Source organism: Nonomuraea jabiensis, assembly GCF_014204795.1.
Taxonomy (GTDB): Bacteria; Actinomycetota; Actinomycetes; order Streptosporangiales; family Streptosporangiaceae; genus Nonomuraea; species Nonomuraea jabiensis.
The window spans coordinates 10,117,750-10,138,191 of sequence record NZ_JACHMB010000001.1 but is presented as its reverse complement, the minus strand read 5'-3'; the positions used below and the strand labels follow the sequence as shown (position 1 = coordinate 10,138,191).

Annotated in this window: 18 protein-coding genes; 6 read left to right on the top strand and 12 right to left on the bottom strand. The window is 73.0% G+C overall.

The genetic code is table 11. The features are described from left to right. Positions 1–10 precede the first annotated feature (10 nt). Positions 11–1,903 carry a non-ribosomal peptide synthetase gene (locus HD596_RS46435; protein WP_185075706.1) on the top strand — a complete coding sequence of 631 codons (1,893 nt, stop codon included), beginning with the start codon at positions 11–13 and terminating at the stop codon, positions 1,901–1,903. Then, entirely contained in the window at positions 1,900–4,923 is a 3,024-nt protein-coding gene (locus tag HD596_RS46430) for a non-ribosomal peptide synthetase (protein ID WP_185075705.1), read from the top strand. Before HD596_RS46435 ends, HD596_RS46430 begins: the two co-directional genes overlap by 4 nt. Positions 4,924–4,928: 5 nt before the next feature. Here the strand turns inward: HD596_RS46430 and HD596_RS46425 are convergent, their stop codons facing one another. Genes HD596_RS46425 through HD596_RS46415 form a run of 3 tightly spaced genes read right to left on the bottom strand, consistent with a single transcriptional unit; the run spans position 4,929 to position 7,955 of the window. After that, entirely contained in the window at positions 4,929–6,041 is a 1,113-nt protein-coding gene (locus HD596_RS46425) for a 2-oxo acid dehydrogenase subunit E2 (protein ID WP_185075704.1), read from the bottom strand. After that, a complete protein-coding gene (locus HD596_RS46420) occupies positions 6,038–7,039 on the bottom strand; it encodes an alpha-ketoacid dehydrogenase subunit beta (protein ID WP_185075703.1) in 1,002 nt (333 codons plus the stop codon). Before HD596_RS46420 ends, HD596_RS46425 begins: the two co-directional genes overlap by 4 nt. A 4-nt stretch (positions 7,040–7,043) precedes the next feature. Further along, positions 7,044–7,955, bottom strand: a complete 912-nt coding sequence (locus HD596_RS46415) for a thiamine pyrophosphate-dependent dehydrogenase E1 component subunit alpha (protein ID WP_313046368.1) — start codon at positions 7,953–7,955, stop codon at positions 7,044–7,046. A 259-nt stretch (positions 7,956–8,214) separates the two neighbouring features. On the opposite strand from HD596_RS46415, the gene HD596_RS46410 reads away from it, so the two are divergent. Together HD596_RS46410 and HD596_RS46405 are read left to right on the top strand one after the other, a co-directional pair. Beyond that, entirely contained in the window at positions 8,215–9,630 is a 1,416-nt protein-coding gene (locus HD596_RS46410; RefSeq protein WP_185075701.1) for a condensation domain-containing protein, read from the top strand. Between the two features lie 10 nt (positions 9,631–9,640). Continuing rightward, the gene (locus HD596_RS46405) at positions 9,641–10,933 is read left to right on the top strand and encodes a condensation domain-containing protein (RefSeq protein WP_185075700.1); all 1,293 of its coding nucleotides are present in this window, start codon (positions 9,641–9,643) and stop codon (positions 10,931–10,933) included. A 67-nt stretch (positions 10,934–11,000) separates the two neighbouring features. Here the strand turns inward: HD596_RS46405 and HD596_RS46400 are convergent, their stop codons facing one another. From HD596_RS46400 to HD596_RS46385, 4 genes are all read right to left on the bottom strand, one after another. After that, a complete protein-coding gene (locus tag HD596_RS46400) occupies positions 11,001–11,579 on the bottom strand; it encodes a TetR/AcrR family transcriptional regulator (RefSeq protein ID WP_185075699.1) in 579 nt (192 codons plus the stop codon). A gap of 120 nt (positions 11,580–11,699) precedes the next feature. After that, positions 11,700–11,939 carry a hypothetical protein gene (locus HD596_RS46395; RefSeq protein WP_185075698.1) on the bottom strand — a complete coding sequence of 80 codons (240 nt, stop codon included), beginning with the start codon at positions 11,937–11,939 and terminating at the stop codon, positions 11,700–11,702. Positions 11,940–12,002: 63 nt separating this feature from the next. After that, positions 12,003–12,812, bottom strand: coding sequence for an ABC transporter permease (locus HD596_RS46390; RefSeq protein ID WP_185075697.1), 810 nt, complete (start codon positions 12,810–12,812; stop codon positions 12,003–12,005). Positions 12,813–12,832: 20 nt separating this feature from the next. Then, positions 12,833–13,741: an ABC transporter substrate-binding protein gene (locus tag HD596_RS46385; protein WP_221519903.1), complete on the bottom strand. Its 909-nt coding sequence runs from the start codon at positions 13,739–13,741 to the stop codon at positions 12,833–12,835. Between the two features lie 289 nt (positions 13,742–14,030). On the opposite strand from HD596_RS46385, the gene HD596_RS46380 reads away from it, so the two are divergent. Then, entirely contained in the window at positions 14,031–14,765 is a 735-nt protein-coding gene (locus HD596_RS46380) for an ABC transporter ATP-binding protein (protein WP_221519902.1), read from the top strand. A 2-nt stretch (positions 14,766–14,767) separates the two neighbouring features. After that, positions 14,768–15,715 carry a TIGR03560 family F420-dependent LLM class oxidoreductase gene (locus tag HD596_RS46375; protein WP_185075694.1) on the top strand — a complete coding sequence of 316 codons (948 nt, stop codon included), beginning with the start codon at positions 14,768–14,770 and terminating at the stop codon, positions 15,713–15,715. On the opposite strand, the gene HD596_RS46370 is transcribed toward HD596_RS46375, so the two are convergent. Genes HD596_RS46370 through HD596_RS46350 form a run of 5 tightly spaced genes read right to left on the bottom strand, consistent with a single transcriptional unit; the run spans position 15,716 to position 20,425 of the window. Then, on the bottom strand, positions 15,716–16,258 hold the full coding sequence (locus HD596_RS46370; protein WP_185075693.1) for a gluconokinase: 543 nt from the start codon (positions 16,256–16,258) through the stop codon (positions 15,716–15,718). Next, the gene (gene manD / locus HD596_RS46365) at positions 16,248–17,477 is read right to left on the bottom strand and encodes a D-mannonate dehydratase ManD (protein WP_185075692.1); all 1,230 of its coding nucleotides are present in this window, start codon (positions 17,475–17,477) and stop codon (positions 16,248–16,250) included. Before manD ends, HD596_RS46370 begins: the two co-directional genes overlap by 11 nt. A 31-nt stretch (positions 17,478–17,508) precedes the next feature. Next, positions 17,509–18,657, bottom strand: coding sequence for a galactonate dehydratase (dgoD, locus tag HD596_RS46360; protein ID WP_185075691.1), 1,149 nt, complete (start codon positions 18,655–18,657; stop codon positions 17,509–17,511). 5 nt (positions 18,658–18,662) lie between these two features. Next, positions 18,663–19,478 carry a carbohydrate ABC transporter permease gene (locus HD596_RS46355; protein WP_185075690.1) on the bottom strand — a complete coding sequence of 272 codons (816 nt, stop codon included), beginning with the start codon at positions 19,476–19,478 and terminating at the stop codon, positions 18,663–18,665. After that, entirely contained in the window at positions 19,475–20,425 is a 951-nt protein-coding gene (locus HD596_RS46350; RefSeq protein ID WP_221519901.1) for a carbohydrate ABC transporter permease, read from the bottom strand. Before HD596_RS46350 ends, HD596_RS46355 begins: the two co-directional genes overlap by 4 nt. Positions 20,426–20,442: the final 17 nt, after the last annotated feature.

Below are 20,442 nucleotides of genomic sequence, written 5' to 3'. Positions count from 1 at the left end.
GATACCGACGTTGAGTGACGACACGACGTCGCCCCCGCGCAGTGCCGCGAACGGGGTGGCGGGCACGATCTGGCGGTGGCTGGACAAGGCGCCCGACGCGGTGGCCGTGACCGGCCCCGACGGTCAGGTGACCTACCGGGAGCTGCACCGGCGCGTCGAGGAGCTGGCCGCCGTGCTGCGCGGGCACGGCGTCGGGCCCGAGGTGCCCGTGGGGCTGTGCGTGGAGCGGACCACCGGGATGCTCGTGGCGATGCTCGCCGTGTGGACGGCGGGCGGGGCGTACGTGCCGCTGGATCCGGCCTTCCCCGCCGGACGGCTGCGGATGATGCGCCAGGACGCGGGCATCGGCCTGGTGCTGACCCAGGCGGGCGTCGATCCCGCGCTGCTGGACGGCGTCCCCACCGTCGTCACGCTCTCGCCCGGGGGCAGCCCTCTGGCCGGTGCTCCCACCCCTTCCGCCGGCGCTCCAGCCTCGTCGGCCGGGGTCGCGGCCGATGGGGACCGGCTGGCGTACCTGATGTTCACCTCGGGGTCCACCGGCCGCCCGAAGGGGGTGGCGGTGCCGCACCGGGCCGTGGCGAACCTGCTGGAGTCGTTCGCCGAGCTGCTGCCGATCGGGCCCGAGGACCGGTGGCTGGCCGTCACCACGCTGTCGTTCGACATCTCGGTCCTGGAGCTGCTGCTGCCGCTGTTCACGGGAGGCCGGGTGGTGATCGCGGCCACCGGGGAGGTCTCCGACGGCTGGGCGCTGCGCGAACGGGCCGTCGCCGAGGGGGCCACGATCATGCAGGCGACGCCGGCGGGCTGGCGGATCCTGCTGGAGTCCGGCGGCGTCCCCGCGACGATCGGGACCCGGTTGTGCGGCGGCGAGGCGCTGCCCCGCGATCTCGCGGACGCGCTGCTGGCCGACGGCGCCGACCTGTGGAACGTGTACGGCCCCACCGAGACCACCGTGTGGTCCACGGCCGGCCGGGTGCGGCCGGGACCCGAGCCCGTGGATCTCGGCTCGCCCATCGGGCGGACCTCGCTCCACCTGCTGGACGGGAACGGGACGCCGGTCGCCGACGGGCAGGCCGGCGAGCTGCACATCGGCGGCGCGGGCGTCGCCCGGGGATACCACGGGCTGTCCGGCCAGACGGCCGCCCGTTTCCTGCCCGACCCGTACGCCGGCGCCCCCGGCGCCCGCATGTACGCCACGGGCGACCTGGCCAGGATCACGCCCGCCGGCCGGCTGGAGTACCTGGGCCGCGCCGACCAGCAGGTCAAGGTGCACGGATTCCGCATCGAGCTGGGCGAGATCGAGGCCGCCCTGCGGGCGGCCGCCGAGGTCAAGGACGCCGCGGCCGCCGTCCGCGACGGGCGGCTGGTGGCCTACCTGGTCCCGCGGGCGCAGGCCGTGGACTGGGCCGCGCTGCGCGAACGGCTGCGCGCCTCGCTCCCCGACTACATGATCCCGGTCCGGCACACGACCCTGCCGTCCCTGCCGCTCACCCCCAACGGCAAGCTCGACCGCGCCGCCCTGCCCACCCCGTCGTGGACGCGCCCCGGCACCGCCGCCTTCCGCGCCCCGGCCGCCGGGGTCGAGTCCGACCTCGCCGAGATCTGGGCGGGGGTGCTCGGCGCCACCGAGCCCATCGGCGCCGACGACGACTTCTTCGAGCTCGGCGGCCACTCCCTGGCCGCGACGCAGATCATCGCCAGGATCCAGGCCAGGTACGGCCTGGAGGTGCCGATCGTCGTGCTGTTCGAGCGTCCGACGATCGCCGGGTTCGCCGCCCGGCTCGACGACCTGGACGACGCCGAGCTCAGCCTGGCCGACGTCGCCGCGCTGCGCGACCAGCTGGACGGCCTGAGCGCCGAGGAGCTCCAGGGGCTGTTCGACGACCTGGCGGCCGGGTCATGAGGGCGCCGCTGTCGCCCGCGCAGGAACGGCTCTGGATGCTCCAGCGGCTGGAGCCCGGCGACGCCTCGTACACGATGTACCTGGTACGGCGCCTGCGCGGCCCGCTCGACCGCGACGCGTTCACCGCCGCCGTCGGGGCCCTCGTGGCCAGGCACGAGAGCCTGCGGACCGCCTTCACCGAGGAGGACGGCACGCCCTGGGCGGTGGCCGGGCCCGCCGGCTGGGCGCCGCCGATCGAGTGGCTGGCGGCGGCCGAGGAGCAGGTGGGCGCGCTGGTCGCCGAGCGCACCAACGCCGCCTTCGACCTGGCCGCGGGCGTCCCCCTGCGGGTGGCCGTCATCGAGATCGCGCCCGACGATCACGTGCTCTGCCTGACGCTGCACCACATCCTGGCCGACGGGCACTCCCTGGAGATCATGCTCGACGACCTGGGCGAGCACTACGCCGCCGCCGTCGAACGCCGCCCCGCCCGCCTGCCCGACGTGCCCATCCAGTCCAGCGACTACGCCCGCTGGCAGCGGCGCAGGGCGGACAAGGCCATGCCGTACTGGACCGAGGCGCTGGCCGCGCCGCCGGTCACCGAGCTGCCCTTCGCCCGCCCGGGAGCGCGCGCGACCGTCCGGGAGGGCGGCTATCACTGGGTACGGCTGGGCGCGCGGCACCTCGCCGAGGTCGAGCGGCTGGCCGTGGCCCACCGGGCGACCCCGTTCATGGTGCTCATGGCGGCCTACCAGGCGCTGCTGTTCCGGCACAGCGGGCAGCGGGACATGGTGGTCGGCACCGTGGTCGCCGGGCGGGACCGGGTCGAGCTGGAGCGGATGGTCGGCTACCTCACCCAGACCCTGCCGCTGCGCGGCGACCTGGAGGGCGACCCGACGTTCGCCGAGCTGCTCGGGCGCGTCAAGAGAGTGGTGCTGGACGCGATGAGCCGGCCCGCGCCGCTGCTGGAGCGGCTGGCGCGCGGCGTCGAGACGCTGCTGCCGACCGTGTTCATCATGCAGGACTACGCCGCCGGGCAGGACCGGGCGTACGCGGGAGTCCGGGTGTCGGACTTCGAGGGACGCCACGAGCAGATCGTGGTGGATCTGATGGTGGAGGTCTGGCCGGCGGGGGACGAGCTGGCGATCTGCTTCGGCTACGACGGCGCGGTGTTCGAGGCCGGCGAGGTGGCGACGATCGCCGAGCGCTACCTGACGCTCCTGGCCGGGGCCGTGACCAGGCCGGACACGCCGATCTCGCGGCTTCCCGCCTGGACCGGGGCGGACGAGAAGGCGATGGCCGAGCTGGCCGCCGGGCCCGCCGAGCCGGTCTCCGACGGGGTGCTGGAGCTGGTGGCGGACGTGGTGCGCCGGACGCCGGAGGCCGCCGCCGTGCGCTGCGGCGATCAGGTCGTCTCGTACGCGGCCCTCTGGGAGCAGGCCGGCACGCTCGCCGGCACCCTGCGGGAGAGCGGCGTCCGGGAGGGCGACGTGGTGGCCGTGCGGCTGGCCCCGTCCGCCGAGGTGATCGCCGCGCTGCTGGGCGTGTGGCGGGCGGGCGCCGCGTACCTGCCGCTGGACCCCGCCGACCCGCCCGCCCGGCACGCCGACTCCATGGCCGCCGCCGGCGCCGCCTGGCTGATCGGCGAGGACCGGGTGCGCGCCGTGGCCGAGGGGCGCGGGGACAAGGGAATCGCGTACGTGATGACCACCTCGGGGTCCGCCGGGCTGCCCAAGGCGGTGCTCGTCGAGCACCGTTCGGTGGCGGCCAGGGTCGCCTGGATGCGGCGCGAGTACGGCCTGGGGCCCGGGGACCACGTGGTGCAGTTCGCGTCGCTGAGCTTCGACACCCACGTCGAGGAGATCTTCCCGGCGCTCGCGTCCGGGGCGACGGTGATGCCGCTGCCGGACGGCCCCGCGAGCCTGCCCGATCTGCTGGCCGGGCCGGACGGGCACCGGATCACCGTGCTGGACCTGCCGACCGCGTACTGGCACCGGCTCGTCGAGTCGCCCTCGGAGGTGGCGTGGCCGCCCGCGCTGCGGCTGGTGATCCTCGGCGGCTCGCAGGCCGACGGGGCGGCCGTGGCCCGATGGCATCGCGAGGGGCCGGGGGCGCGGCTGGTCAACACGTACGGGCCGACCGAGGCCACGGTCATCGCCACCTGGGCCGAGCTCGACGGGAGCGACCCCGGCGGGCGCCCGCCGATCGGCCGGCCGCTGTCGGCCACGTCGGTGCGGGTGCTGGACGCCCGCGGGGAGCCGGTGCCGCCGGGCGCGGCGGGCGAGCTGGCGATCGGCGGCGCCGGGGTGGCCCGCGGCTACGCCGGGCTGCCCCGCCGCACCGCCGCCACCTTCGAACCCGACCCGTACGGCGAGCCCGGCGCCCGGCGCCTGCGCACCGGTGACCGGGCGCGGTGGCGCTCGGACGGGCAGCTGGAGTTCCTGGGCCGCCTGGACGACCAGGTCAAGGTGCGCGGCGTGCGCATCGAGCCCGGCGACGTGGAGGCCGCGCTGCGCGAGCACCCCGGCGCCGGTCAGGTGGCCGTGGCCGCGCGTGGCGAGGACCTGGTGGCGTACTTCACCGGCCCCGCCGCCCCCGCCGCGCTGCGCGCGCACGCCGCGGGCCAGCTGCCGAGAGGCTTCGTGCCCACCCGGTGGTCACGGCTGGCGGAGCTGCCGCTCACCTCCCGGGGCAAGCTCGACCGGGCCGCGCTGCCCGAGCCGGACCGGGTCACCGGGACGGACTACACGGCGCCGCGCACGGACAGCGAGGCGCTGGTCGCCGAGATCTGGGCCGAGGTGCTGGGCCTCGAACGGGTCGGCGTGCTGGACGACCTGCTGGAGCTGGGCGGGCATTCGCTGATGACCACCCGGGTCGCGGCGCGGCTGCGGGCGATGCTGGAGGTGGAGGTGCCGATCCGGGTGGTGTTCGGCTGCGGCACCGTGGCCGAGCTCGCCGAGGCCGTCGAGGACCTGCTGATCGAGGAGATCGACGCGATGAGCGAGGAGGAGGCGCGGCGCGCGCTGACCGGGTCTGGCTGATCCGCTCAGGCGGTGATGGCCTTCCGGATGGCGTTCAGGAACATCGCCGCCTCGCGCCCGTTGACGAGGCGGTGATCGAACGCGAGCCCGAGGGTGACCGTGGTGCGCTTCACCACGTTCCCGGCGGAGTCGAGGGCGAACTCGTGCTGCGGCGCGCACAGCGACAGCGCGCACGTCTGCCCGGGGAACACGATCGGCACGGCGAGCAGCACGGCCGTGTCGGTGTGCAGGGTGACGACGATGTTCCCGCCTGCCAGGTCGTCCTCGCGGAAGGCCCCCTGCGCCGCCTTCGTCCGGTACGCCGTGAGCCGCTCCGCGATCTCCTTGACGGACAGGCGGTCGGCGTCGCGCAGCACCGGGACGTACAGGCCGTTGCCGACGTCCACGGTGACGCCGACGTTCGGGCCGGGAGAGGGGCGCACGGCCAGCTCGCCGCCGGGCCCGCCGGCCGTCATGGGCTCGGCGAAGCACATCGGGAACTGCCCGTGCAGCGACGCGACCGCCGAGACCAGCAGCTCCGGCAGCCCGATCAGCGCCCTGACCTCCTTGCCCAGGGCGCGGGCCCGGGCGATCGCGGGGCCGGCGTCCAGCTTCACGGCGGTGAAGGCGGCCGGGATCGTCTGGTGGGAACGGGTGACCGCGGCGGCCACGGCCCGCTGGACGGGCGGCAGCGGCTGCGTGTCACCGGTGCCGGTCTCCAGCAGGGACAGCACGTCGGCCTGCTTGATCACCTTCTTGCCCAGCGCGCGGATCCGCGCCGGGTCCACGCCGTGCTCGTCGATCAGCGCCTGGGCGGGCGCGGTGACGATCGGTCCCGAGCCGCCGTCGGCCGTACCTGGATCGGTGGCCGCCGTACCGGGATCGGGGGCCGACGGCGGGGGTGCCGAGCCGTCGGAGAGGTGCGCGATCACGTCCCCGGGCCGGCAGGTCGCGCCGGTCCGCGCCGTCCGCCGCAGCACGCCGTCGGCCTCGGCCATCAGCTCCTCGGCCGCCTTGGAGGTCTCCAGGACCACCACCGGATCGCCCTTCACCACCGCGGCGCCGTCCTCGGCCAGCCACTCGACCAGCAGGTACTCGGTGTCGTTGTTGTTGAGCTTGGGCACGCGCAGCTCGGTCAAGGCAGGAGCTCCTGTACGGCGCGGACGATCGCGGTGTCCTGCACCAGCACGTCACGCTCGAGATGGACGGCCGCCGGGATCACGCCGGCCGCCGAGTGGACGAGGGACACGGGACGCCGCAGGCGCCCCCAGAGCCGGCCGTGCACCTGGTGCGCCACCTCGGCCCCCCAGGTGCCGCCCGCGGTGCTCTCCTCGGCGACGACCACGGCGCCGGCCCGCTCCAGCAGCGGCGACAGCGGGGTCACGTCGAAGGGGTACAGGCGCCGCGGCACGAGCAGCAGGCAGGAGATCTCCCGCTCCAGCAGCAGCGTGCGCATCGCGGCCAGCGCCCGGTGCGCGAGCCCGCCCGGCGCGATGATCACGCAGTCGGCCCGCTCGGGATCGTCCACGTACACCCTGGCCACCCCGCCGGCCCCGGGCAGCACGTCGTACTGGAACAGATCGTCCGCGACGCCGCCGCCGAAGACCTGCCGGGTGTAGAGGATCTTGTCCTCGAACAGCAGGCACGGCTCGCCACGCGCGAGCATCTCGCCGAACAGCTCGCGATGGTCGTCGAAGGGGGACACCTCGTACACGGCGAGGCCGGGCACGCCGATGAAGTGCTTCTGCAGGCTCTGGCTGTGCGTGGGGCCGTAGCCGCGACCGCCCCCGGACGGGCAGCGCACGATCAGCGGCAGCCGCAGCGGTCTGCCGTACATGGAGACCGACTTGCTGGCGAAGTTCACGATCTGGTCGAAGGCCAGCGCCACGAAGTCGGAGAACATGATCTCGACGATGGCCTTGCCGCCCGCGAGCGCCAGGCCGCCCGCCACGCCGACGATGCCGTTCTCGCTGATCGGGGTGGCCAGCACCCGGCCGGGGAACCGGCTGGACAGCCCTTTCGTGATCTTGAATGCCCCGCCGTACGGGTCGAGCACGTCCTCGCCGAGCACCCGTACGGACGGATCCTCGGCGAGCACCTCGTGCAGCGCCCGGTTGAGGCTCTCGGCGACCCGCATCGCCTCAGCCCTCCCGCGCCGACAGCGGCCGGCCGAGCACCTCGCCGGCCACCACCTCGACGAACGCGCGCGCCTCGGCGTCCAGGCGGGCGAAGCGGGCCGAGCCGCCCTGGAGGGGGTACCAGTCGTGGTCGCGGGCGTGCCGGAGCTCCTCGGCGGAGCGGGTGTCGTCGCCCTTGCTGTGCGGCCCGATCCGGTGCGTGGCGAACTCCACCACCAGCGGCCCCGCACCCTGCCTGGTCCGCTCGAACAGCGGCCGCAGCGCGTCCCGGATCTCGTGCGGGTGCCGCGAGTCCACGTGCAGGAACCGGCACCCGAACGCCCGCGCCCGATCCCCGATCGTGCCCGCGAGCTGCGCCGAGGTCGGCGTGGTCTGCGCGATCCCGTTGTTCTCGGTCACCACGACCAGCGGCAGCCGCCAGAGCGCGGCCATGTTGAGCGCCTCGTACACGGCGCCCTCGCCCCACGTCCCGTCGCCGATGTACGCCAGCGCCAGCGCGCCCGGTTCGGCGTCCCGCAGGTGCAGGGCCACGCCCGCGGCGACCGGCAGGCTCTCGCCCTGGATCCCGGTGGACAGGTAGCGGCCGGACAGGATGTGCTGGCTGCCGCCCACGCCCCCGCAGACCGCGCCCTCCCGCCCGGTGATCTCCGCGAGCAGTCCGTACGGATCCCGGAACCGGGCCAGGTAGTGGCCGTGCCCGCGATGATTGCTGAAGACGAAGTCCCGCTCGCCCAGCAGCGGCGCGAGCGCGACCGGCACGTACTCCTGCCCCAGGCAGGTGTGGGTGGTGCCCTGCACGAGCCCCTGGCCGAACAGGTCGAGCAGCTTGCGTTCGAAGTGCCTGATCAGCAGGAGCAGCCCGAGGTCGTCGTCGGACAGGTCCTCCGTGAGGTCTTCCAGCAGGCGTTCCGGCACGATCGGCACTCCTTGAGGGGGAATGATGGTTTTGGGAGCGCTCCCACAAATTCTATCGATCACCATGACGGGCAGGCAATGGTCAGACGGCGAGCTTGCCAGACTGTCAAATGGCGAGAATGAAGGTCCTGTGCCACGTGTGGAGATCGCCCACCGTCCGTGATCGGTCACGTGGTGTCGCGGCGGGAGATCTTGACCCCGTTCCTGAGCGAAATCTAGGCTCTTTTGGGAGCGTTCCCAACTTTCGAGGTGACCCGACGTGAGCCCCGACCTCGAGCGCGAGAAGCTGCTGCGCCGCCTGGCCACGCTGCCTCCCGAGCGTCGTGCGGCGCTGCGCACGGCGCTGCTCGGCGGCCGGGAGCAGCGCACCTGGCCGCTGTCCACCGGGCAGGAGCGGCTGTGGTTCCTGCAGCGCTTCGACCCCGACGACTGCGCCTACCACATCACCTGGCCGGTACGGCTGCGCGGCCCGGTCGACGAGACCGCACTCGCCGCGGCGTTCACCGCCATCGCCGCCCGGCACGAGGTGCTGCGCACCCGCTTCGTGCTGGACGGCGACCTGCCCGCACAGGTCGTGGACGAGCCCGGCGAGGTGCGGCTGGACCGCCTGGATCCCGCCTCCGCCGACATCGGACGGGCGGTCGCCGGCTACGCCGGGCGGCCGTTCGACCTCGCGGCGGCCCCCGCGTGGCGGGCGGGCCTGCTGCGCCTGGCCGCCGACGACGCCGTGCTGTGCATCGTGCTGCACCACATCGTGGTCGACCACTGGTCGCTCGACGTGCTCATGCGCGAGCTCGGCGAATGCTACCGCGCCCACCGGGAGGGCCGCCCGCCCCGGCTGGACGAGCTGCCCATGCAGTACCGCGACTACGCCGTGGCCGAGCGGCGGCGGGCCGAGGAGGGCCGGGACCACCTGGACTACTGGACCGGGCGGCTCGCCGGGGCGCCGCCGCTCGACCTGCCCCTCGACCATCCCCGTCCCGCCCGCTGGACCGGCCGCGGCGCGAAGGCCGCCGTGGCCGTGCCGGACGCGGACGTCACCGGCCTGGAAGCCGTCGCGCGCGCCCACCGGGCCACCCCGTTCATGGCCCTGCTGGCCGCGTGGCAGGTCACGCTGGGCGCGTCCGCCGGGCAGGACGACTTCTGTGTGGGCGTGCCCGTGGCCGGCCGCGACCGGCCCGAGCTGGCCCCGCTGATCGGCTACTTCTCCACCACGCTCGTCGCGCGGGCCGAGCTGTCGGGGGATCCGGCCTTCGGCGAGCTGCTGCGGCGTACCCGGGTCGGCACCATGAAGGCCCTCGCCCACGCCGGAACCTCCTTGGACCGCATCCTCGGCGCGCTGCGGGTGCCCCGCGACCTGAGCCGGCCGCCGCTGTGCCAGGCGATGTTCAACCTCACCCACAACCTGCCCACCGGCGACCTGCTCCGCACCGAGCTGGGGGACCTGGCCGTGGAGGTGTGCCCGCAGCCCGACCTGGGCCGGGCCCGGGTGGAGGTGTCCCTCGACGTGTACCGGGGGCCCGAGGGGATCGGCGGCTGGCTGGAGTACTCGACCGACCTGTTCGACGCCGCCACCGCGCACCGCCTGGCGGAGGCGTTCGCCCGCGTGGTGACGCTCGCGGGCGGAGACCCGGGGCTGCGGCTGTCCGAGCTGGGAGCAGCGGTCCGGAACTAAGGAGAGCGCCATGCGGCTTTCGGTGGACTTCGCTTCCGACCGTTCCGGTACGGCGGAGCTCGCGTGGGGACAGCGGGATGTCTGGACGGCGATCCAGGGGGTGGGGCCGGACGCACGCTACTTCAACGTGCCCCGGCTGCTGACCGTCCCGAGCGCGGGAGGCCCGCGCCATCCCGGGGCCGTGGCGGCCGCTGTGGCCGAGGTGATGGGCCGGCACGACGCCCTGAGATCCGTGGTACGGCTCGGCGCGACCGGGCCGTACCAGGAGGTGGCGGCGGCCGGGACCCTGGCGATCGAGTTGGTCGAGGCCGCACGCGGCGATGTGGACGATGCCGCGGCCGGACTTGTCGCCCGTCTGGCCGGGCGACCCTTCGGCGACGGCGAGCAGCCGCTGCGCGCCGGGATCGTGGTCTGCGACGGCGCCGCCACCCACGTGGCGCTCGCGATGAATCATGTCGTCGCGGACTGGCGCGCCGCCGACGTCGTGGTACGCGATCTGCGGATGCTGCTGCTCCGCGGAGTGATCACGCGACCGCCGTCGTCGCAGTTGCTCGACCTGGTACGGGAGGAGGAGACGGCCTCGGCCCGTTCGGACCGGTCGATCGCCCAGTGGGAGGCGCTGCTGCGGACCGTGCCGTCCGCCATGTTCCCCACCGTGGTCAGCGGCGGCGCGACGCCGAGGTTCGCGCGGGCCGTGCTGTCGTCGCCCCGGCTCGACCACGCCGCACGGGTGCTCGCCCGCCGCACCGGCGTCAGCACCGCCACCGTCCTGCTGGTGGCGGTCGCCATGCTGCTGCGCGAGCTGACCGGGCACGAGGTGTGCGCGATCACCCCGATCGTGCACAACCGCTTCACCAGCCGGACCCGGGGCCTGGTCACCAGCCTGAACCAGCTGGGACTGTTCACCCTGGGCCCGTGCGGAAGCCTTACCGAGACCCTCGTGAGCGCGTATCCGGCGGTTCTCGCGTCTTACCGGCGCGCCCGCTTCGACTCGCTGGCCCTGCACGCGATGGTCGATGGGATGAGCGCCGACCGGGGCGTCCCCATGTTCCCGTTGTGCTGCTTCAACGACCTGCGCCCCGGCGAGGATCCGGGTGGCGCCGACCGCGCGGACGGGGAGTCCGAGCTGGAATGGCTGCCCGGCATGGACCGGCGCAGCTGCGACTTCTGCGTGGCCCTGATGCGGTGGAAGGGCACGCTCGGTGTGGAACTGAGCGCGGACACCGCCCGCCTGCCCGAGGGCGAGATGGCCGCCCTCCTGTACCGGCTGGAGAGCTTCGTGGACGGCGCGGCCCACCCCTGACCGGGCTGGGTCCCGCTACGGCAGGGGCCGAGTCTCACCGCGGCTCATCCCTGACGGCGGCCGATTCTCACCGCGGCTCACCCCTGACGGGGCTGAGTCCCGCCACGGCCAGGCCGAGCAGCCGGACCGACTCGGCGGCGGAGTCCGGGTGGTGCTCCGTGGCCAGGGCGATGCCGGTGATCAGGGCGAGCAGGTCGTCGATGGTCACGCCCGGGGCCAGCGCGCCGTCGTCCGCGGCGCGGCGCGCCAGCGGCTTGCCCGCCTCGGTGAGCTGCGCCGAGGCGCAGTGCTCGTGCACCTCGCCGGAGCCGGCCGCGCGGTCGCGGTTCAGCGCGACGGCCAGCCCCCGGATGGTCGCGGCCTGCTCGGTGACGGCGTTCAGCCACTCCAGCAGCGCGGCCCGGGTGTCGGCCCGGCCGGTCAGGTCGCGGGCGTGGGCGCACAGGGTCTCGACCCGCTCGCGGAAGACCGCCTCCAGCAGGGCGTGGCGGGTGGGGAAGTGCCTGCGCACGGTGCCGGATCCGACTCCTGCGGTGCGGGCGATCTGCTCCAGGGAGGCGTCGGCGCCGTACGTGGCGATCGCCTCCTCGGCCACGGCGAGCAGGAGCGCGTAGTTGCGCCGGGCGTCCGCGCGCTGGGCGGCCATCGGCGTCACCTCACAGTTTGCTAAGTGGCGGGGTCCGCCGTATTTTACCCGAATCTATGCCGGACACCCGGCCGCTGGCCTCCACCGCCAGCCGCGTCTTGCCGGTGCCACCCGGGCCGGTCAGGGTGACCAGCCGTGAGCCGGCGAGCAGCGCCGCGAGCTCGCGCAGTTCCCGCGACCTTCCGACGAAGCTGGTGAGCTGGGCCGGCAGCCGCCGGCGCGCGGGGTGGCCGCCGGTTCGGCGCGCAGGATGGCCAGGTGCGCCTCCAGTGCCGGCATCGCCAGCAGCGACCGCACCTGCGGGCCGCCCACCGCCACCGGGTCTCCGTCGGGCAGGCGCGCCTCAACCGGACCCAACACGCCGAACCGCATCAAACGCCCCCGGCTTCGCACATGACGGCGATTATCCCAGCCGCGGGCCGTTCAGCGCTCCGAGGTGGTCTCCCGCACCCAGGGCAGCGCCAGCCGCTCGACGAGCAGCAGGGCGGAGTAGAGGGTGACGCTCATCGCTGCCAGCAGGACGATCGCCGCCCAGGCGGTGGCGCTGTCGGCGATGCCGCTGTACTGGACGATCTGGTAGCCGAGACCGCCCTCGCCGGCCTGGAACTCGCCGATCACGGCGCCGATCGCGGCCAGCGGCATGGCGACCTTCAGGCCGACGAAGATGTGCGACAGCGCGGCGGGGAGCCGTACCTTGCGGAAGGTCTGCCAGCGCGAGGCGTCCAGGGACCGGGCCAGCTCGGCGAGGTCGGCGGGCGTCGTGGTCAGGCCGGTCGCGGTGGAGAGCACGATCGGGAAGAAGGACAGCAGGACGACCATGGTCAGGATCGGCCGCTGTCCCCAGCCGAGCGAGACGACCAGCAGCGGGCCGAGCGCGATCTTCGGCACCGCGTTGATGGCCACCAGCAAAGGGGAGAACATCCGCTCGGCCGCCCGCGAGGCGGCCAGCAGCAGCCCGATCAGCACCCCCGCGACCACGGAGATCAGGAAGCCGAACACCGTCTCCAGCGTCGTCGTGGCCAGCCCGCCGAGCAGTTCAGTCGGCTTCGCCCGGAACGCGGCCAGGACCTCGGAAGGCGGCGGCAGCACCGCCGGGTGGACGAGGGGGAACGCCGAGGTGATCGTCCACCAGCCACCGACCGCGACCGCGAGTCCAAGGGCGGGCCACCCCACCGCCGTGGCCGCCGCGCGCCCGCCGGGGGCCGCGGGTGGGGTGGCGCCTGCCTCGGCCATGTCGAATGCTCCTCGTACGCTCAGGGCTTCGGCGTCAGGTCCGCGCTGATGAGCTGGTCGGGGGTCAGCCCGGCCGGTATGGCGCCGGCGTCCTGGAGCAGCTTGACGCTGGCGGCGACCCGCTTGGTGTCGATCGTGCCGACCACGTTGCCCGCCGAGCCCGCCGGCCGTACGAAAGCGCTCATCAAGGTGCATTCGGCGGCGGCGGGGGCGGAGGCCGACGCCGGGACGTTCTTCTGGAGGATCCGGCCGGCCTCGTCCGGGTTGTCGATGCTGTGGACGAGCCCCTTCATCAGGGCCGCGATGAAACGCTTGGCCAGGTCCGGCTGCTCCTTGGCGATCTTCGTCGTGGTGATCAGCACGTTGCCGTACAGATCGCTCATCACGTCGCTGTAGGGGAGCACGACCGCCTGCTTGCCCTTGGCCACCGACTCCACCGTCGGCTCGCCCACCACGAACTGGCCGATGCCCGCCACACTGCCGCCGGCCAGCAGGCCGATGAGGTTCGCGGGCGCGCCGTTGACCCACTTGACCTTCGACGCGTCGACACCGGCCAGCTTGGCGTAGGTGGGGAAGAGGTTGCGCACCACCGAACCCGGGCTGTCGGCCAGCGTCTTGCCCTCCAGGTCCTTCGGCTTGGCGATCCCGTTGCCCTCGAGGCTGATGAGCGCGGCCATGGTGCGCTGCTGGATCCCGGCCACCACGACGACGTTCCGGGCGCCGCCGGTGCCGCGCGCCAGCATGAGGCCGGTGAGGTCGACCGGGGTGAACATCGCCGCGCCGGCCTCGATCTTCGAAATGTTGTCGCCCGTGCCGCCCCCGGGCTTGATGTCCACGTCGAGGCCGGCCTCGCGGAAGAAGCCTTTGTCCTTCGCGACCCAGGCGTACGAGTCTCGCCCGAAATTGCCGAACGACGTCAGATAAGTCACCTTTTCTAGCGACTTATTACTCGAAGTTGATGTCTGTTGTTGATTGCCGGTATTGCTGCAAGCGGCGATGAAAGTGCAGGTCAGGGCGAGAGTGGTGACCGTACGGATGAGCCTGCTCATGCACGCGTCCTTTCATCCGGCGCCGAGCGGCCTGCGTACCCCAGCCCACCAAGGCTTCCATTTCTTGTCAATCCGTATAGTCTGGTTCGACTGGATCAGAACCGGGAGAGCTGCGCGGATGATTCGGTTGGCTGGAGTGTCCCGCAGTTTCAGTGGACGATCCGGGGTCGTGGAGGCGGTACGCGGCATCGACCTGACCGTGGCCGAGGGTGAGTTCGTCGCTCTGGTGGGCCGATCAGGATGCGGCAAATCCACACTTCTCCGGCTGGTCGCCGGGTTGTTGCCGCCGACCGAGGGCGAGATCACGATCGCCGGCGAACGGGTCACCAAGGCGCGGCGCGACATCGCGATGCTGTTCCAGCGGCCCGCGCTGCTGCCCTGGCGGTCGGTCCTCGACAACGTGCTGCTCCCGGTGGAGATCTTCGGCTGGCGCCGGGCGGCGCACCGCGAGCGCGCCGTGCGGCTCCTGGAGATGGCGGGGCTCGCCGGCTTCGAGAAGCGCCTGCCGCACGAGCTGTCCGGCGGCATGCAGCAGCGCGTCTCCCTCTGCCGGTCGCTGATCGGCAACCCCCGGGTGATGCTGATGGACGAGCCGTTCTCCGCGCTCGACGCGATCACCCGCGAGGAACTGTCGGTGGAGCTGCAGCGCGTGCACATGGAGAACGCCTCGACGATCGTCTTCGTCACCCACTCCATCGACGAGGCGGTGCTCCTGGCCGACCGGGTGGTGGTGCTCACCCCGCGCCCGGGGCGGATCCGGGAGGTCGTCGAGATCAGCATCCCGCGCCCGCGCACCCTCGGCCGCGACGCCCATTTCGAAGAGGTCGCACGATGCAGCGCCGATCTGCACGAGCTGCTGGTCGGGAGGGGCACGTCGGCGGCGGTCCGGGAAAGGGGGCAGTGAGCATGCGCGTGTGCGTCTTCGCCGAACCGCACCGCGGCGCCACCTACGACGACCAGCTCCGGATGGCGCGGCTGGCCGAGGACGGCGGGTTCGAGGGCTTCCTCCGCGCCGACCACTACCGGTCCATGGAGCTCGAGGGCGGCCTGCCCGGCCCCACCGACGCCTGGGTGACCCTGGCGGGCCTGGCCAGGGAGACCTCCCGCATCCGGCTCGGCACGCTGGTGTCGTCGGCGACCTTCCGGCTGCCCGGGCCGCTCGCGGTGACCGTCGCGCAGGTGGACCGGATGAGCGGCGGCCGGGTGGAGCTGGGCCTCGGCACCGGCTGGTACGAGCGGGAGCACACCGCGTACGGCATCCCGTTCCCGCCGGTCGGCGAGCGCTTCGACCGGCTGGAGGAGCAGCTGGCCATCGTCACCGGGCTGTGGGCCACGCCGCCCGGCGGCCGCTTCAGCCACCACGGCGAGAACTACCGGCTGACCGGCGCCCCCGCCCTGCCCCGGCCGGCGCAGCGGCCCCGGCCGCCGATCATCGTCGGGGGCCGCGGGCCGAGGCGCACCCCGCGGCTCGCCGCCCGCTACGCGGACGAGTTCAACCTGCCGTTCAGGAACGTGCCGGAGACCGCGGAGGCGTTCGAGCGGGTCGTCGAGGCGCAGGAGCGGATCGGGCGCGGCCGCGACGGCCGTGCTCCGCTGGTGCTCTCCGCGGGCGTCGTCGTCGCGATCGGCCGCGACGACGCGCAGGCCCGGCGCCGGGCCGCCCCGCTGCACGTGCCGAGCGCGCTGCCCCCGGAGGACCCGGTGATCGGCTCACCCGCGCAGCTCGTCGACCGGATCGGCGAGTTCGCCGCGATCGGCGCCACCCGGGTGCACCTGCGCCTGATCGACTTCCACGATCCCGACCACCTGGAGCTGATCGCGGCCGAGGTGCTGCCGCAGCTCGGCCCCGCCTGATCAGGGGGCCGGGTGGGTGACCGGCGGCAGGCCGAGCCGGGCCGTCACCGCCGCCGCCAGCTCGTCCGGCGACAGCGCCACCTCCAGCACCATCCCGGACTCCTCGGGACCGAGGTGTTCCAGGATCGCCCGCTGCGAGTCGAACAGGCCGGGCGGCATGTAGTGGTCGGTACGGCGGGCCAACCGGTCCCGGATCAGCGCCGCGGGCCCGTCCAGCAGGACGAACTCCACCTCCTGCGGGCCCTGCCGCAGCACGTCCCGGTAGGAGCGCTTGAGCGCCGAGCAGGCCAGCACCGTGGAGACGCCCTCGGCGTGCCGGGCGGCCATCCAGGCGGCCAGGTCGCGCAGCCACGCCCAGCGGTCCGCGTCGTCCAGCGGGATGCCGGCGCGCATCCGCGCCACGTTCGCCTCCGGGTGGAACTCGTCCGCCTCGGCGAACCGCAGCCCGGTCAGCTCGCTGATCCTGCGGGCCACGGTCGTCTTGCCCGCGCCCGACACGCCCATGACCACAATGTGCCGGGTGCGCTGCCGCTCACCAGTCATGGACGGTGCCGTCCTTGAGCCGGTTGAACGGCAGGTACGCCGCCTGGTACGGGAACCGCGCCGCGGCCTCCTCGTCGAGGTCCACGCCGATCCCCGGCAGCTCACCGGGGTGCAGGTAGCCGTCGCTGAAGGTGAACGACTGCCGGAACACCTCGTTGGTCGCCTGGCCGTGCCGCATGTACTCCTGGATGCCGAAATTGTGGATCGCCAGGTCCAGGTGCAGGGCGGCGGCCATGCCGACCGGCGAGATGTCGGTCGGGCCGTGGATGCCGGACTTGATCTGGTACTGGGCGGCGAAGTCGAGCAGCTTGCGCATGGCCGTGATCCCGCCCGTGTGGGTGACGGCGGAGCGGACGTAGTCGATGAGCTGCTCGCGGATCAGGGTCTGGTAGTCCCACACGGTGTTGAAGACCTCCCCGATGGCCAGCGGGGTGGTCGTGTGCCGGCGGACCAGCCGCAGCGCCTCCTGGTTCTCCGCCGGGGTGCAGTCCTCCAGCCAGAACAGGTCGTACGGCTCGAGGGCCTTGCCGAGCCTGGCGGCCTGGATGGGGGTCATCCGGTGGTGCCCGTCGTGCAGCAGCGGCAGCTCGGGACCGAACTCGCTCCGCACCGCCTCGAAGACGCCGGGCAGGTGGCGCAGGTAGGCGCGGGTGTCCCAGTCCTCTTCCGCGGGCAGCGCGGCGCGCTGGGCCGGCTCGTAGTCGTACCGCCTGCCGTCGACGCTGGGCTGGGCGGCCACGCCGTAGACGGCGTTGATGCCCGGCACGGACGTCTGCACCCGGATCGACCGGTACCCCATCTCCAGGTGCCGGCGGATCGAGTCGAACAGCTCCGGCAGGTCCCGGCCGGACGCGTGGCCGTACGCCATGATCCCGTTCCGGGAGGCGCCGCCGAGCAGCTGGTAGAGCGGCATCCCGGCGGCCTTGGCCTTGATGTCCCACAGCGCCACGTCCACGGCCGCGATGGCGGCCATGGTGACGGGCCCGCGCCGCCAGTAGGCCGAGCGGTAGAGGAACTGCCAGGTGTCCTCGATGCGATGCGGGTCCCGCCCGATCAGCAACGGGACGACGTGATCGGCCAGGTACGAGGCGACCGACAGCTCACGCCCGTTGAGCGTGCCGTCGCCCAGCCCGGTGATCCCCTCATCCGTCGTGATCTTGAGGGTGACGAAGTTGCGGTCGGGGCTGGTCACGATGACGTCCGCTGCGATGATCTTCACGCGGGAGCCTTTCTCACTTCGGGGGTCATGGTCACCATTCCGCGTACGAACCGTCCGGGTGCCGCCAGGTCGGGCTGCGCCAGGCGTGTCCCTTCTTGTCGGCCGAGCGGACCGCCTGGTCGTCGACCTCGATGCCCAGGCCGGGCGCGGTCAGCCGCTCGATGTGCCCGTCCACGAAGGTCAGCGGGGTCTTGTCGAGGCAGTAGTCGAGCACCTCGGCGCCACTGTTGTAGTGGATGCCGATGCTCTGCTCCTGGATCAGGTAGTTGGGGGTGGCGAAGCCGACCTGCAGGCAGGCCGCGAGGGCGATCGGGCCGAGCGGGCAGTGCGGGGCGAGCTGCACGTCGTACACCTCGGCGAGGGTGGCGATCTTGCGTACCTCGGTGATGCCGCCGGCGTGCGCGAGGTCCGGCTGGGCGACCGCGATGCCGGCCTGGAGGACCGGCAGGAACTCCTGCCGGCTGTAGAGCCGCTCCCCGGTCGAGACCGGGGTGGTCGTCGAGCGCACGAACTCGCCGATGAGGTGCGAGTTCTCCGGTACGACGGGCTCCTCCAGGAACAGCGGCCGGTACGGCTCCAGCAGCGGCGCCACCCGGCGGGCGTTGGCCAGGGTGAAGCGCCCGTGGAAGTCGACGGCCACGTCGCGGTGGGCGCCGAGCACCTCGCGGGCGGCGGCCACCCGGGCGACCACGCCGTCCAGCTCGGCGACCGAGGCGACCGGGCTCATCCTGCCGGAGGCGTTCATCTTCACCGCGGTGAGCCCGGCCTCGACCTGGGCGGCGATGTGATCGCGGACCTCGCCGGGCTCGTCGCCGCCGACCCAGCCGTACACCCGGATCCGGTCCCGGACCGGACCGCCGAGCAGCTGGTGCACGGGGGCGCCGAAGTGCTTGCCGGCGATGTCCCAGAGGGCCTGGTCGAGGCCCGCCACGGCACTGGCCAGGATCGGGCCGCCCCGGTAGAACGAGCTCTTGGTCAGCACCTGCCAGTGGTCCTCGATGCGCAGCGCGTCCCGGCCGATCAGCAGCTCCGCGAGCTGGTCGACGGCGGTGCGGACGGTCTCGGACCGCCCCTCGCAGGTGGCCTCGCCCCAGCCGACGATGCCGGAGTCGGTCTCCACCCGGACGAAGAGCCAGCGGGGGGCGACGAGGAAGGTCTCTATGCGCGCGATGGTGGTCATGCCGGTCAGCCCTTCGTCGCGCCGGCGGTGAGGCCGGAGACCACGTACTTCTGCACGAACAGCGCGATCACCATGATCGGCAGGGTGACCACGGTGGCCGCGGCCATCAGCCCGCCCCAGTCGATGCTGGCGTACCCGACGAAGTCGAAGATCGCCACGGGCAGGGTCTTGGTGTCGGCGTCGGAGAGCACGAGCGCGAACATGAAGTTGTTCCAGGAGAAGATGAAGGACAGGATCCCGGCGGTGGCGATGCCCGGCACGGACAGCGGCAGGGTGATGCGCCGGAACGCGCCGACATGGGTCAGCCCGTCGACCAGCGCCGCCTCCTCCAGCTCCTCGGGCAGGCTGTCGAAGTAGCCCATCATGATGTAGACCACCAGCGGCAGCGAGACGAACATGTGGCTGATGATCAGCACGCCGAAGCCGCCGACCATCTTCAGGTTGGAGAAGACGTAGAACCAGGGCACCAGCAGCGAGACGCCGGGGATGACCCGGGCCATCAGCACCACCAGCGCGGACTTCTTCATGTTGAACCGGCTCATCGAGTACGCCGCCGGCACGCCGAGGATCAGCGAGGCCACGGTGGCGGCGAAGGCCACCCAGAGGCTGTTGACGATGAACTCGACGTAGTTCGCCTGCTGGAGCACCTTGGCGTAGTTGTCCAGGGTGGGGGAGAAGGCCAGCGCCTTGCCGGAGTCGTAGATGTCGACGTTGGTCTTGAACGAGGCGGAGACCATCCAGAGCAGCGGCGCGACCAGCGAGAGCATCACGACGGCGAGCGCCACCACCCGGAACACCTGGTATGCGGGCCGGGCCTTCATCGCTGCGCCTCCTTGCGCCGGGCGGTCAGGGCCCACATGGCCCCGATGATGATCAGGAAGAAGAGGATGAGGACGGTGGAGGAGACGCCGTACTCGTTGTAGTCGAAGCTGAGGCCGTAGGCGTACACGTTCAGCGTCTCGACCTCGTGGAACGAACCGCCGCCGCGGCCCTTCGTGGCGTAGAGGATGTCGAAGGTCTTCAGCGCGTCGATGCCGCGCAGCAGGACCGCCACGGTCAGCGTGGGCATCAGCAGCGGCAGGGTGACGTGCCGGAACCGCTGCCAGGTGCTGGCCCCGTCGATGCGCGCCGCCTCCTGCGGCTCCTCCGACAGCGAGGTGAGCCCGGCGAGCAGGATCAGCACCACCATCGGCGTCCACTGCCACACGTCGATGAAGATCGTGGTGGGCAGGGCCGAGTGCTGGCCGGCCAGCCACGGCTGCGGCCCGATGCCGAACCAGCCGAGGAGCTGGTTGGCCAGGCCGATGTTCGGGTCCAGGATGAGCCGCCACATCATGCCGACCGCCACCGGAGTGGCGACGAGCGGCATGAGGATGGCCACCCGGACCCACCTCTGCCCTCTGAACGGCCGCCACAGCAGCAGCGCGATCGCCATTCCGAGGACCACCTCGAACAGCAGCGCGACGGCGGTGAACGTGGCGGTCCGCCCGACCGCGGGCCAGAACCGCTCGGTGTCCGACAGGACGTCGAGGTAGTTCCGCAAGCCCACGAAGTCGCTCTCCGCGCGGACGGATCCCTCGGCGTCGGTCAGGCTGAGGTAGCCGGTCCAGGCCAGGGGGAAGACGAGCAGCGCGGCGACGAAGGTCATCGCGGGCGCGGCGAAGAGCCATTTGCGGTGCTCGTCCACCCAGCGCAGCCAGCCGGGCGTGCCGGGGGCGGCGGGGGCGCCGCGCGGCGCCTTGGTGGTCGGTGTGGTGATCGTTGCCATGGGGACTCCAGGGGTCG